The organism is Idiomarina sp. UBA3176, from assembly GCF_002364295.1.
GTDB lineage: Bacteria > Pseudomonadota > Gammaproteobacteria > Enterobacterales > Alteromonadaceae > Idiomarina > Idiomarina loihiensis.
In genome coordinates this window covers 121105-135351 of sequence record NZ_DEXU01000020.1, presented here as the reverse complement: position 1 = coordinate 135351, position 14247 = coordinate 121105, and the positions used below count along the sequence as shown (strand labels likewise).

The following is a 14247-nucleotide window of genomic DNA, read 5'->3' as shown; positions in this document are numbered from 1 at the left end:
GTAGTGAAGGCGTAGCCGCAACGAAAAAGACGTCGCTGTGCCTGCGTTTGTTAGGCTTATTTAGTTATACATAGTTATTTCTGAGCTATGGTGTGCTCGCGTTTCATTCATGTATGTTTTCAACGAGTCTTCTTCGACAGCACCTGCTTTAACAACCCTTTCGAGAAACCTTTCCGTTGGAGTTCGGTCCGTCATGCATGCAGTAGCCGTACCTTTTGGTACAATTATATATGCGTATTTTTCTATATGCCTCATCCTATCATTGAACGATTCACGATTTACTTTTAGAACCTCACCTTGGAATTCATAATATCCATTATTAATCTCAAGGCTATCTATATATCTCCCATTCCAAAGTGTTGCATAATCAAGCTTGCATTCTGAGCCGATTTCTCTTTCGACAGTGTTTCCTTTGTCATCGAAAAGTTCGAATGGAGAAGATGGCTCTAATAGAAGAATAAAGAAATTTTTATAAATATAGTGTGAATCTCGATAAACTAGCAGCTTAGAAAGATTAACTTCTGTCAAGCCGCAGAACAGATAGTTGGAGTCAGATATGTGTTTGATTCCTGTAAATGTATTATCTCCACCCTCCACGCTCATATACCAGAAATCATCAGCATCACAATTTTCTTGGAAGTTACTAAAAAACCGATTAATAATTTTAGCGTCACTAGTTTCCAAATAACCTCTTATTTTTGGCATTGAGCGCCTGATTGAATCATCAAATAAATGTAGTGCAGGCCAATAATTATGCCTTTTAGGGGCTTTCAACTCTTTCACATATTCTGATATTTCTGAAACACTTTGAAAACGTTTAGAAGGTTCATTAATCAGACATTTCTTGATGATTAGCTCCAAATACTTTAACTCATCTGGGGAGTTGGAGTTAGAAATCGGCGACATATTCAACCCCCTGATAGTATTCCCTGTCAGATACCAATAAAGCACTTGGCCTAGAGAGTATATATCACATGACGCCGCCACTGATCCTTTGCTATTAATTTGTTCTGGCGCACTAAATCCAAAGTTAGCCATCCTCTCCGAGGGTTTAGTTTTCGACTCTCTCTCGAACTTATCATCAGAAAAGTGAGCAATGCCTAAGTCACCTATTACATATTGTTTGCTATTGCTATCAAAAAAAATATTTTCAGGCTTGATGTCTCTGTGAATTATTTGATTGGAGTGCAAATAATTCAAGCCGTTCGCTAAACATACAAATAGTTCCCATGTTTTTCTTGATCTTTCATTCTCATTCAACTCAGCAACATTTCCTTCTAATTTCAAAGTGCCATCATAATATTTCATTATAATGATACAAAAATCATCATCGCCTAATGCGACATTGTCAAAGTGATATGAGCGAGCTATATTTTTTTGCGAAGGTATTTGTGCAGCACAGAAATATTCATCTTTAAATCTATTTAGTTTTGATTCCTCTTTTTGCTTCAAGAACTTTATTGCAAAGTCCATGCTCCCTTTCTTGAAATGAAAAACAAAGCTATTACCGCCTTCACCTAGACTTTTCACGTACTCGAAGCAACCAATATTCGTTTGCAACGTTTTTTGACTATTAAGTGTCTTATTTAAACTCATTCGTATACTCTTGAATTCTCTGTTGTGAAAGCTCAATATTGAAGCCTAACGTCGCGCACACCGGTGCGAGCTTGCGAGCATCCGACGGCCGCTAGGCCGTGTAGTGCTGCGCTTGGTTATGTGGCTATTCCTCATGCTCGTTATAATTCCATTTCGTGAGTTTTGGGCCCCGAAGAAAGTCATCAAGTACCACAAAATGCATATGCTCTCCCTCGCCTTTGTAGTAGAAAGAGAACTGGCATACATCTTTCTCTTTTGGCTCGGATAAAAGGTAACGCAATGGAAGACCTTTCCTTTCTAAGTAGGTGCTGACCTTTTCGTAAGCCTGGTCCCGATCAAGCGCGCACCCATCATCAATGAACAGTGAATAACCAATCCATAGCGTAACAAAGACAGCCGAAACTATTTTATACACTCCGCCGTCCCCATAGCCATATAACGCTCGCTTCAGCCGCAGCTGGTATGGAGCTATTTTTGTGTTATTGTTTGAGCGATAGCGAGTAACCCAAAAATCGCGTAGTACCAGCTGTCGGCCTGCAAGCGCTTGTTAAATGAGGGTTTACTCCGAGCCAAGTTCTTTATAATTTGATTTAGCCTCTTCACTTTCCCACACCAAAAATTCGGCTATAAGGTCAGGATCTTCACAGGTCGAACCATCCTCCAGTTCATAGAAGCCTTCTTCTGCCTCATCAAACAAATCTTCCCCGTACGGGATACTTTCTCTGCTCTCGTCTGCTTTTACGACTATTACGGTATTATCATTAAACGTTTCTACCGTACCAAAATAAGTATCAAAAGACTCTTCTCCCGAGTTTGATATTATTCTTTTGGATACGAGAACAACCTTATCTTGCAGATCTAGCATACTTGTACCATTTAACATTTGTATATTGTGCGTGCGCACTTTGCGCGTTCATTAAATTGCTCCCTTTTTCTTTGCAACCCTTTAATAACTCGTTTTATTTTTCAAAAAAACCACCAAAAACAGACAAACTAATTCGAGCATGCTCATTTTTGATCTCACGAGTGCACAATATCCAACTTTACTTTTTTATTATGTAACTGACATTAAACGAGTTAAATACGCAATACAACAACAAACTATGCAATATTGCTGACAAAAGTGAGCCGCAAGTTAGGCTAAAGTTAATGGCTAATTTCAAAACTCAAGGATGAGAGTTTATGCCTAGCCCATTTATTGAACAAATACGCGCTGATATGCGTTTACGTGGTTACAGTTTAAGAACAGAGAAGTCCTACTTAGGCTGGATTCGTCAGTACATTTATTTTCATAAAAAACAGCACCCTAAAAAACTGGGCAGTAATGAAGTTCGAGAGTTTCTAAGTTGGCTAGCTAACGAACGCCATGTCGCCATAAATACTCAGAAAACGGCGCTTAATGCTTTGGTCTATCTCTATCATAAAGCTCTTGGCAAAAAACTCGGCGATTTAAACTTCAGTTTAGCAACCAAACAGCGACAGTTACCTGTTGTTTTATCGCCCAGCGAAGTCATCGATATTTTGAGCCAATTAACCGGACGTAATCGCTTAGTTATCGAGTTGCTTTACGGTAGCGGTCTTAGAATAAGTGAGGCACTAGGCTTACGAGTTCAGGATGTAAACCTAGAAAATCTTTCTCTTACTATTCGTGATGGAAAAGGTAAAAAAGACCGGCAAACGTTGTTGAGCGAACGCTTAGTTCCTCAGATTAAGGAGGCGATAAGTACAGCATTAAAGGTACAAGCTGATGATAACAAAAAAGGTGTCGGCCCATCCTTACCTAGTGCGCTTGATAGAAAATATCCCAACGCTTTTAAGCAACCCGGTTGGATGTTTGTCTTTCCATCAACTTCCTTGTGCGCACACCCTTACACCGGCGTTCTTTGTCGACATCATCTTCACAGTAGCGTCATTAGAAAGGCCCTTAAACCAGCAGTCGTTCAAGCAAAGGTTTATAAAAAGGTAAATTGTCATACCTTTCGTCACTCCTTCGCCACGCACTTGCTACAAGGCGGTTGCGATATTCGTACGGTTCAGGAGCTGCTGGGCCATAACGATGTTAAAACCACTCAAATATATACGCATGTTATTGGTCAACATTACGCTGGTACGTCTAGCCCGCTAGACAATCTAACATTCCCCTCGCTGCCATTTCCTTCGGAGCAATAACCCAGTAAAATCATGAGTTATCTTTAAACGCAGGCAGTAACGAATAAGCGTATGAAAACCAATTTAATTACCCGTGGCGGTTATGAAAAGTTGCAACAGGAGCTTGAACACCTTTGGCGGGTGGAGCGCCGCGAAACAGTGGAGAAGGTGTCGTGGGCGGCGAGCTTAGGCGATAGATCTGAGAACGCGGATTACAAATACAATAAGCAGAAGCTGCGTAAAATTGATGGCCGCATTCGTTACTTAACCAAGCGTCTGGAGCAGGTGAAGGTGGTGTATTATTCGCCACAACAGGACGGTAAGGTGTTTTTTGGTGCCTGGGTGGAAATTGAGGACGAGGAAGAGAACGTTCGCGCCTTCCAAATTGTGGGACCGGATGAAATTTATGATCGCAAAGACGCGGTGTCTATTGATTCGCCCATGGCGCGTGCCCTGCTGAAAAAGCAGGTAGACGACGAGGCTGAAGTAACGACACAGCAGGGTACTAGGACCTGGTTCATTAATAAGATAAGTTACCAGCAGCCCGCGTAGTCAATTCGTGATAGCATTCGTCCCCATTATTTGCCGTAAAGTTTTTAAACTAAGAGATGTACTATGAGCCAGATACCGCAATTACTTGCTAATGAACTGAAGGTTGATGAACGCCAGATTTCGTCTGTTATCCAGTTGCTGGATGAAGGCTCAACGGTGCCCTTTATTGCGCGCTACCGTAAGGAAGTGACCGGCGGTTTAGACGATACGCAATTGCGCCAGCTGCATCAGCGTCTTAACTACCTGCGCGAGCTGGATGACCGCCGCCAGGTGATACTCAAGTCCATTGACGAGCAAGGCAAACTGACCGACGAACTAACTCAGAGCATTAAAACAGCTGACTCTAAAACCGAGCTGGAAGATTTATACCTGCCCTACAAACCGAAGCGTCGCACCAAGGGTCAAATTGCCATTGAAGCAGGGCTTGAGCCGCTGGCAGACTTGCTGTGGAAAGACCCAACAAAGAACCCGGAACAGGCCGCGGCAGAATACATTGACGCCGACAAAGGTTTTGCCGATGCGAAAGCGGTTTTAGACGGTGCCCGCGCTATTTTAATGGAGCGCTTTGCCGAGCAGGCGGAGTTACTAAAACGCTTACGTTCGCACTTATGGCAGAACGCACACTTAACCAGCACAGTCGCGGCGGGTAAAGAGAAAGAAGGCGCTAAGTTCCGCGACTACTTTGAGTTTTCTGAGCTGTTTAAAACCATCCCCTCGCACCGCACGCTGGCTTTGTTGCGTGGCCGTAACGAAGGCTTTTTACAGCTTTCTATGGACGCGGATCCTGGCAGTGAAGACACAACCTCGGGCTCGCATTGCGAAGTGATTATTGCTGACTTCCTGAATTTTGAACACAAAGGCCGCGCTGCTGACGACTGGTTGCGTCAGGTTATTCAATGGACCTGGCGGGTGAAATTGTCACTGCATATGGAAACAGAGCTAATGGCCCGTGTACGCGAGCGTGCTGAGGAAGCGGCCATTCAGGTATTTGCCAGCAACTTAAAAGACTTACTGATGGCGGCACCTGCCGGGGCTAAAACCACCATGGGCTTAGATCCGGGTGTTCGTACCGGTGTTAAGGTTGCGGTGGTAGACGAAACCGGTAAAGCGGTTGCCACTAACACCGTATTCCCGTTCCAGCCGCAGAACCAAATGGACAAAGCCATGCGTACGCTGGCTACCTTGTGCAAGCAGTACAAAGTGGAGCTTATCAGCATTGGTAACGGCACCCACTCGCGCGAGACCGACAAAATGGTCGGCGACATGCTGAAACAACACAGCGACATTAAAGCCACTAAGGTTATAGTGAACGAAGCCGGTGCTTCGGTTTACTCGGCGTCTGAACTGGCTGCGCAGGAATTCCCGAATATGGACGTGTCGCTACGTGGTGCAGTCTCTATTGCCCGCCGCTTGCAGGATCCGTTGGCAGAGCTGGTGAAGATTGAGCCTAAGTCTATTGGTGTAGGCCAATACCAGCACGACGTGAGTCAGTCACAACTGGCGCAAAGTCTGGATGCGGTGGTTGAAGACTGCGTAAACGCCGTGGGTGTAGATGCCAATATGGCTTCTGCCGCGTTGCTGCAGCGCGTATCCGGCTTATCGAAAACTTTGGCGAAGAACTTAGTTGAGCACCGCGATGCGCATGGTGCGTTCCGTAATCGTAAGCAATTGCTGGATGTTGCGCGCATGGGACCAAAAGCCTTTGAACAGGCAGCAGGCTTCTTACGCATTAGTAACGGCGAACAACCACTGGACGCCTCCTCGGTTCACCCCGAGGCTTATACTGTGGTTGAACGCATTGCCAAAACCAATTCAATTCCGGTACAGGAACTTATTGGTAATCAGCAATTGATTAAAACCTTGAACGCTAAAGACTACACCGATGAGCGCTTTGGTCTGCCAACGGTTACCGACATTTTGTCCGAACTGGAAAAACCCGGCCGCGACCCGCGTCCTGAATTCAAAATGGCAGAGTTTAAAGAAGGCGTTGAGAAAGTCAGTGATCTGAAGCCCGGCATGTTGCTGGAAGGTGTGGTAACTAACGTGGCGAACTTTGGTGCCTTTATTGATGTTGGCGTGCATCAGGACGGTCTGGTGCACATTTCAGCACTGGCGGACAAGTTCGTCAGCGACCCGCGCGAAGTGGTTAAAGCCGGCGACATTGTGAAGGTAAAAGTGCTGGAAGTGGACATTGAGCGTAAACGTATTGGCTTAACCATGCGCCTGAGCGATGAAGCCCCAGCCAATACCGCAGGCAGCGACAAGCCTAAAGCGAAAACCGGAAGCGGACCTAAGAAAAAACCTTCAGGCAATGGTGGTCGTGCGCCACAGCCACAAAACTCAGCAATGGGCAGTGCATTAGCAGACGCCTTTGCAAAAGCGAAGAAAGATTAAACAGGAATAGTTAAGCGGTAGCGCTGAATGAGTCCACGGAAGGACGAACGCGCTTATCGTAAAATGAAGAAATCATTTCGCCACGTTCGGACGATGAAAGCGTTTTTCTACCTTCTTCGGCAGGTGTTACAGCACCTGATGACGCGGATTGGCTACTAGAACCGCCTTTATTTTCACCTTCCAGACTTTTATTAAACGGCGCGTTAATACTGATATCGGGGTTTTGTTTCTCGCCTTCCTCACCGCTTTCGCTTGCCTCAACTTGCATTTGGGCTAATTCCGCCCGAGCCTGCGTGGCTTTATTAGCCGCTTCGGCAGCAATTGAACGGTCGGCAGCAGAAGGTTGTGCCGGCGCTAATGCCGCGCGACGTACCAACTGCATTTTTTGAATGGTCGCTTGCGGATCACCGTTAACCGGGCTGACATCTATTTGAACTTCGCCGCCCACAGCATAAGACTTACCGTCAGGCCCGCGTTCGTATTCATAGGAAGGCGAGCCAGCATGCTGGCCGCCAACTGCCGCGTGGGCTTGTTCGTGTACACGAACTTCCTGATCACGGCTTTTTAGCTCATCGACTTTTTCAACTTCTTCTTCACTGAGCTTCTGCTGATTCTTTTCAGCATTGTCAGTAACTTCTTTGCTAGCTTTGTCGGTGGCTTTTTTGCTGTCAGGCTTTCCATCCGCTTTCGCGTCGGGTTTTCTGTCAGCCTGGGTATCGGCTTTATTACTGGATTGATCAGATTTGGCAGGTTCGTTCACCAACGGCCGCTGCAAATTATCCCTGTTCATCGACTCCGCAGGTGGTGCCGACGTTACAGGAATAGGCGGTAACGCTGGTGAGATATTCATGTTAGAACATTAAGCGCTGGTATCAATCATTGTGCCCAACATCTCGTCGGCAGTTTCTACCGTACGGGTGTTTGACTCAAAGTTGGTCTGCCCCTGGTTTAGTGAAACCAGAGAATCAGTGGTATTGGCAGCCGTAACGCTTTGACTGGTTTCAGACGCAGTCTCTGTTGCGGCCTGGGCACCATTTGCAACGGCATTACTTTGCTGCTGAACATCATTACGACCCGATGTTGAAGCAGACGCAATTTCCTGACTCGCTTGTGATACCTGCTGGTTTGCACGTTGCATACCCTGCAGGCCTGAGTTCATTGCTGCACCAATTTCCATCGTTTCCTCCCACACACTAGGGCGTGTTACTACGAATGTATTTGTCAGTATCGTTTATATTTTAAACATTTTCAAGTACTGACAAATGCCATTCGTCGCAATTTCAACCAATAATTACGCGTGCTGCTGAATTTGATTTAATAGCGCTTTCCAGGAGCGTTTTTGCATTTCCAGCGAAGCCTTCATTTCATCAACCTGACGCTTCAACGCATCAATATCGTGATGCACATGTTCTTTCAAGGCTTTAGCTTTAGTATCCAGAAGCTTTTTACGAGCCTGATAATATGCCTTCAACTGCTGGCCCATCTGGTCATAATGTTCCTGAGCCCTTTCAAACAAAGATTCCGGCGCTGCCTGAGCTTTCAGCTGAGCTCGTTTTAACTGCATTTGCAGTTTCGCCCGCTCGACCTGATACGGCGAGCTGCGCTTTAAGTTTTTCGCCAGACCCAGCCATTTACTGGCTACGATCAGCCATTTAGTTGGGTCGAACTGCCACCAGCGAATACCGTTACGATAATCCGCGGCAAAAATGTGGTGGTAATTATGGTAACCCTCGCCAAACGTCAGAAACGCCAGCACGCCATTGTCGCGCGCAGTGTTTTTGTCGGTATAAGGCTGTTTACCCCAAATATGCGCCAGCGAGTTAATAAAGAAAGTGGTGTGGTGGTTTAGCACCAGGCGCAACACGCCAATAACCAACAATCCTGCCCACACGTCGCCCAGCATGAAACCGGCGGCAATTGGCCAGCCAAAGTTCACAAACAGAGTTAGCGGCAAGTAATACTTGTGCTGCCACATAACAATTGGGTCTTTCTGCAGGTCTTTAACGTTATCGTAGTCAGTATAACGGCTCGCCTGATATTCACGGATCATCCAGCCAATATGCGAGTACCAGAAGCCTCGCTTAGCTGAATACGGGTCTTTGTCGTTGTCATCAACGTGCTTGTGGTGCTCACGGTGGTCAGAAGACCAGTGAAGCGCACTGTTCTGCAGCGCAACCGCACCGCCAATGGCAAAAATAAAACGAATTACCGGGTTTGCATCGTATGTACGATGCGCCCACAGGCGATGATAGCCCGCAGTAATAGATAAGCCGGCGAAACACGCCGTGCCCAACATAACCCACCAAAACGCGGCACCAATGCCAACGCTGTATGCGTATAAAGGTACACCAACAATGGCGACAATAAAGGTAATAGAGAACACCAGGGTGTTTAACCAGATAATGGGGGGCTTTTCAGAAATCTTTTGCATGCATATAACCTAAAACATTCAAATAAAGGCAGGCGTCTAATAGCGTACACCTGTACGCTGAATGTACGTGTTTCGTGTTCAAATTACAAGCGGTAAAAGTGTAAAAAGCTGTGTTATCATTCTTAATATACACGCAAAGATGACTATACGACTATGGCCGGAATTCGCGCAAAGCAGAAAGAGAAAACCCGACAGGCGTTAATTAACGCGGCAATGAACCAATTAAGCGCCGAAAACGGTTTCTCCAGTTTGAGCCTGCGTGAGGTTGCCCGTGAAGCCGGTATTGCTCCTACTTCTTTTTATCGACATTTTCGCGACATGGATGAGTTAGGGCTTACTTTGGTGGACGAATGCGGTCTGGCTTTACGCCAACTATTACGCCAGGCGCGTCAGCGCATTGAATCCGGCGGCTCAATTATTCGGGTATCTATAGAAACTTTTATGCAGTTTGTCGCAGACAACACCGCTACCTTCAGGTTGTTGTTGCAGGAGCGTTCAGGCCGCTCACGCAGTTTTCGTTTGGCGGTAGTGCGCGAAATAGATCACTTCAAGGCCGAACTGGAAGACTATTTAGTTAACGAACAGTCGTTTAGCCGCGAGTTGGCCGAGTTACAGTCGGACACTATTGCCAAAATTGTATTCAGCGCCGGTGCCGACTGCTTTGACGTAGACGAAGAAGAGCGCGAAATTATTACCGAAAAAACGATTCTGCAAGTTCGCTTAGTTGCCCGGGGCGCCGAAGCGACTCGCCGATTACTAAAACGAGAGTCATAAAAAACAATCTTAATCAGAACAAGAAACTGGAGAACATTATGCTTTTACGTGCTGTAGGCGGTATGGCATTAGCAGTCTTGGCGGCCGATATTGATGCCCGCGAAATGACGCTAATGGAAACCGTAACCACCAAAGCCATTCGTTCGGCTCAATTGTCGCCGGATGGTCAGTTCACTGCGGTTATCCGCTCAACACCCCGCACTCCGTACGAAGATGACGACGGCTCCAGCTACAGTGAGTTAGTGCTTATTAACGCTGAAGGCGAAGAAACGTCTTACCTGAGTAAAGACAAAAAGTTCGGCCGGGTCAGCTTTGGTCCGCAAAGCGAATACCTGTACTTTACTGCCAAAGAAGAAGGCGATGAGTATCAGGAGCTTTACCGCATGCCTGTGCACGGCGGCGGTATTCAGTCGGTGTTTGAATTTGACGGCAATATTGGCAGCTACGCGTTGAGTGATGACAGCGAGCAACTGGTCTTTTTGTCTTCAGGCGCGAAAGACAGCGATGAAGAAAAACTTGAAAAGAAAGGCTTTAAAGCCGAAGTCTACGAAGAAGACTTAACCTATACTCAGGTTTACCATGTTTCATTGGGTCAGGAAGACGCTGAGGCCAAAGCGGTTACCGCCGACGACCAGCACGCGCTTTCGGTTAGCTTCCACCCGAATAACGAACAGCTACTGGTTCGTACCGCACCAACTTCGCTTATCGATGACAATTACATGAGCAGCCAATATCAGCTTATTAGTCTGGACGGCGAAGTAGTCACTTCTTTTGAAAGTGAAGGCAAGCTTGGTCGTGCAGAATTTTCACCGGACGGTCGTTATTTGGCCATGATCCGCGCTGCTGACTACAACGATCCTTCTGCTGGTTCTTTATTTGTTTACGACACTCGCGAGCAAGAGCACCGCAACGTGTTGCCTGACTACAAAGGCGCAGTCAAAGACTTTAGCTGGCGTACCGATGAAGAAATTATCTGGTTAGGTCATCGTGGCACCGAAACCGAAGTTCAGGCATTAACGCTTAAGTTTCTAGAAAGCCGCAGCCTGTTAGAGTTGGGTGAAGCCATTTTCACCAGCCTGGACGGCGAAGCCGGCAAATCTGAATTTGTTTTAACCGGTCACCGTCCTAGCCACCCGAGCGAAGCATTCAAATACAGCAATGGTCGTCTGGAGCGTTTAACCGACTCTAACCCCTGGCTGGCCGAGATCGATATGCCTCGTCAGGAAACCATGACTTATAAAGCACGCGACGGGCTTAAGCTGGAAGGTATTGTGGTTTACCCAACCAACTACGAAGAAGGCAAGACCTACCCGACCATGATGGTGATTCACGGTGGTCCTGAGTCGCATTACAGCAACGGCTGGTTAGATCGCTATGCGTCGCCGGTTAAACATGCTGCAGCCAAAGGTTATGCCCTGTTCTTCCCGAATTACCGTGGCAGTACCGGTCGTGGTGTTGAGTTCTCTAAGCTGGGTCAGAACGACTACGCCGGTAAAGAGTTCGATGACATTGTTGATGCGAAAAAACATCTGGTAGAAATTGGTTTAGCCGACGAGTCTCGTGTGGGTATCACTGGCGGTTCTTACGGCGGTTACGCTTCAGCCTGGGGCGCAACGGCACAGACCGAGCACTTTGCAGCCAGCGTTATGTTTGTGGGTATCAGCGACAACTTATCTAAGTTTGGTACCACCGACATTGCCAAAGAAATGCACGCTGTGCATGCCCGTAGCTATCCGTGGGACAAGTGGGAATGGTACTTAGAGCGCAGCCCAATTTATCACGCAGAAAAGGCGCGTACGCCAATTCTTATTATGCATGGTAAAGAAGACACTCGTGTACACCCTTCACAGTCTATGGAATTGTACCGTTATCTGAAAACTCACGGTAATGTACCGGTTCGCTTAGTGTTGTACCCCGGCGAAGGCCACGGCAACCGCAAAGTAGCAGCGCAGCTAGATTACAGCATGCGTTTTATGCGTTGGATGGATACCTTCCTGGTAGAAAAAGCTGAGGAAAAACCCTCGTTTGAATTACCACACGCTGAACAGCTTAAATAAAGCCAGTTCCTAATAAAAAGCCGGGATACTTCATTTTGAAGCTCCCGGCTTTTTTTATCCTAAACGTCCTTATTTACCAGAAACGGCTCGCCATATTTCCTTCCAGCCCGGTTCTTTTCCGTAGTACTGAATACCCATAGCGAATAATCTGCCCGCCACATTGCGCATCCAGTATACAAAAGCCGCCAGTAATACCAGGCTCAGCAACCATTCCCATACCGCGACATCAGTTTGCAACAAACGCGCCGGCATCATGGCAAAGGAGCTAATCGGCAGAATGCTCATTACGGTAGCTAAGGTCGAGTCAGGTTCACTTACCACACTAAAGCTCAGAAATATTGGCAACATGGGTACAAGCATCACCGTACTGCGGGACGAGTGGTTAGGGTCATCGATGGTTGCGGAAAAACCCGCTAGTAAGGCGTTAATTAAGACCGTGCCCAATAAAACAAAGATAAGACTCAACAGACCTGTGCCAATGCCCCAGTCCAGACCTGAACCGCTCTTATCGGACAGTGCCGCAACGACCAGGCTTACGCCCAAAATCATTAAACCGATAAAGAGCATTGATTTAAGGCTGTGCAAGGTAATACCAATAATTTTGCCATCCATCCACTGAGTCGGTGTCACAATGGTCAACAACTGCTCGGTTACACGCTGTTGCTTCTCGGCGGTTATGGACATCATCATCAAACCGAAACCAGTAAAAACCCCAACCATTATTATCACCAGTAGCATACTGGCTGAACCGTCGTTAGCATCGTCAATGGAAGCTTCTTCGCTTTCTTCAATAGAAAACGCAATTTCCGGCTTTTCATCAATAACCGCTTTTTCTTCCGGTGCCAGTGGTAACTGCTGAATGCGCAGATCCTGCAGTTGATCCTGTAATTCGCTGCGCAATTCCTGTTGCCAGGTCTGAGACTTCTTAACCCAGACTTTTGCGGTTAACTCCGGTGTTATGACAATTAATGCATCTAAGTCTTCCGGTAGCTGCGCTTTCCATCCTTCCACTTCCATAGTGCCAGCACTGCGAAGGCTTAAGTCTTTTGGTGCTTCAAACTCCCAAGACTGTGGTTTGCCTTGTTCATAGAAAATAGCTCCGTGATATTCATCCGACAAAAGCTGGGCTATTGCGCCCCAGCCAGTGCTCACGGCAAAAATGCCGACCAAAATGACAATAGACAAAAGTTCCTGCTTCCACTTAAAGAAGCGCTTAAACTCCCACCACGAAATGGCTTTTAACTGCTTAAAATAACCCGGACTCGTCTGTTTCATGACCGCGCCTCCTCGCTGCTTCTCTCATCACTCGCTTGCCGACGAATCGTATCCAGATATAAATCATGTAACCCGGGCTGAATCGGCGCAAAGGCTTTAATCGATACCTGCTGTGCCAATTGTGGCCACAACTCGTCTATACCGGCATCGGTGCGAAAAGTTATCTCCACTTGTTCTTCACTCACCTTGCGCATGAACTCTATTTGCTCAACGCCCTGCCAGCTATCCAAAGCCAACTGAGCTTTGGTCGTAACCCGATAAACAGGCTTAGGCAGCAAGGTATTGCGAATTTCCTGCAAGCTGCCCTGAGCTACCGCCCGTCCTTTATTCATGAGCAACATGGTGTCGGCTAAGCGTTCAACCAGCTCCATTTGGTGTGCACTTAGTACCACAGTCTTGCCCCGTTCACGCAGTTCGTTCAATACCGTCAGCACGTGCTCCTGGTTTACCGGGTCCAATCCCGAAAAGGGTTCATCCAGAATAACCAGTTGAGGGTCGTGCAGCAGCGTGGCAATAAGTTGTACTTTTTGCTGGTTTCCCTTAGACATCTGACGCAAGGGCTCATCTTTGCGATCAGTCAGTTCGAACCGCTCCAGCCAATTATCAATATCGCTGCGTATATCGCTCAGCTTCAACCCGCGCAAACTGGCAATATAATTCAGGTTATCCAGTATGGTTCGGTCCTGATACAAACCGCGGTCTTCAGGCAGATAAGCGAAGTCGTGATAGGTCAGCTCTATACTCTCGCCGTTATTCTCAACGAGGATCTCACCTTCGTCGGGTTGGGTCAGGCCGACCAGCATACGAACCAGGGACGACTTACCGGCGCCGTTAGGACCGAGTAACGCCTGAATCTTGCCGGGCTGAATATCGAGGGAGATAGCGTCTACCGCCGTTACGGTGCGGTAACGCTTAGTGACATTATTAACTGAAAGGCGCATGTTATTTTTCTGTTATTTGCTTAAGAAGCGCCTATCTTAGAAAGACAAAGGGCCCGTAACAAGTGTTACGAGCCCTTTA

General features: G+C 46.9%; 12 protein-coding genes. 5 read left to right on the top strand and 7 right to left on the bottom strand.

Annotated elements, in window-relative coordinates:
- Nucleotides 1-60 precede the first annotated feature (60 nt).
- Both B2U97_RS08660 and B2U97_RS08655 read right to left on the bottom strand, forming a co-directional pair.
- Nucleotides 61-1596 (bottom strand): protein kinase domain-containing protein, encoded by a 1536-nt coding sequence (locus B2U97_RS08660; protein ID WP_272989361.1) that lies wholly within the window; start codon nt 1594-1596, stop codon nt 61-63.
- A gap of 559 nt (nt 1597-2155) precedes the next feature.
- Complete coding sequence (locus B2U97_RS08655) at nt 2156-2461, bottom strand: hypothetical protein (protein WP_272989358.1); 306 nt, start codon at nt 2459-2461, stop codon at nt 2156-2158.
- Between the two features lie 317 nt (nt 2462-2778).
- Here B2U97_RS08655 and B2U97_RS08650 point away from each other — a divergent pair, with 317 nt between their 5' ends.
- From B2U97_RS08650 to B2U97_RS08640, 3 genes are all read left to right on the top strand, one after another.
- Entirely contained in the window at nt 2779-3765 is a 987-nt protein-coding gene (locus B2U97_RS08650; protein ID WP_110014216.1) for an integron integrase, read from the top strand.
- A 51-nt stretch (nt 3766-3816) separates the two neighbouring features.
- Complete coding sequence (gene greB / locus B2U97_RS08645; protein ID WP_114982099.1) at nt 3817-4296, top strand: transcription elongation factor GreB; 480 nt, start codon at nt 3817-3819, stop codon at nt 4294-4296.
- 63 nt (nt 4297-4359) lie between these two features.
- Nucleotides 4360-6690, top strand: a complete 2331-nt coding sequence (locus B2U97_RS08640) for a Tex family protein (protein ID WP_011233543.1) — start codon at nt 4360-4362, stop codon at nt 6688-6690.
- A 10-nt stretch (nt 6691-6700) separates the two neighbouring features.
- Here B2U97_RS08640 and B2U97_RS08635 read toward each other — a convergent pair whose 3' ends face one another.
- The 3 genes from B2U97_RS08635 to B2U97_RS08625 all read right to left on the bottom strand — a co-directional run bounded on the left by B2U97_RS08635 (nt 6701) and on the right by B2U97_RS08625 (nt 9121).
- Complete coding sequence (locus B2U97_RS08635; protein WP_011233542.1) at nt 6701-7480, bottom strand: putative metalloprotease CJM1_0395 family protein; 780 nt, start codon at nt 7478-7480, stop codon at nt 6701-6703.
- A gap of 69 nt (nt 7481-7549) precedes the next feature.
- Complete coding sequence (locus tag B2U97_RS08630) at nt 7550-7867, bottom strand: flagellar basal body rod C-terminal domain-containing protein (protein WP_011233541.1); 318 nt, start codon at nt 7865-7867, stop codon at nt 7550-7552.
- 114 nt (nt 7868-7981) lie between these two features.
- Complete coding sequence (locus B2U97_RS08625; RefSeq protein ID WP_011233540.1) at nt 7982-9121, bottom strand: fatty acid desaturase; 1140 nt, start codon at nt 9119-9121, stop codon at nt 7982-7984.
- 153 nt (nt 9122-9274) lie between these two features.
- Here B2U97_RS08625 and fabR point away from each other — a divergent pair, with 153 nt between their 5' ends.
- Both fabR and B2U97_RS08615 read left to right on the top strand, forming a co-directional pair.
- The gene (gene fabR / locus B2U97_RS08620) at nt 9275-9895 is read left to right on the top strand and encodes an HTH-type transcriptional repressor FabR (RefSeq protein ID WP_110013054.1); all 621 of its coding nucleotides are present in this window, start codon (nt 9275-9277) and stop codon (nt 9893-9895) included.
- A 38-nt stretch (nt 9896-9933) separates the two neighbouring features.
- Entirely contained in the window at nt 9934-11952 is a 2019-nt protein-coding gene (locus tag B2U97_RS08615) for a S9 family peptidase (RefSeq protein ID WP_286830424.1), read from the top strand.
- A gap of 69 nt (nt 11953-12021) precedes the next feature.
- Here B2U97_RS08615 and B2U97_RS08610 read toward each other — a convergent pair whose 3' ends face one another.
- Together B2U97_RS08610 and B2U97_RS08605 are read right to left on the bottom strand one after the other, a co-directional pair.
- Entirely contained in the window at nt 12022-13227 is a 1206-nt protein-coding gene (locus tag B2U97_RS08610; protein ID WP_286830422.1) for an ABC transporter permease, read from the bottom strand.
- The gene (locus tag B2U97_RS08605) at nt 13224-14168 is read right to left on the bottom strand and encodes an ABC transporter ATP-binding protein (RefSeq protein WP_286830420.1); all 945 of its coding nucleotides are present in this window, start codon (nt 14166-14168) and stop codon (nt 13224-13226) included. Before B2U97_RS08605 ends, B2U97_RS08610 begins: the two co-directional genes overlap by 4 nt.
- Between the last annotated feature and the right edge of the window lie 79 nt (nt 14169-14247).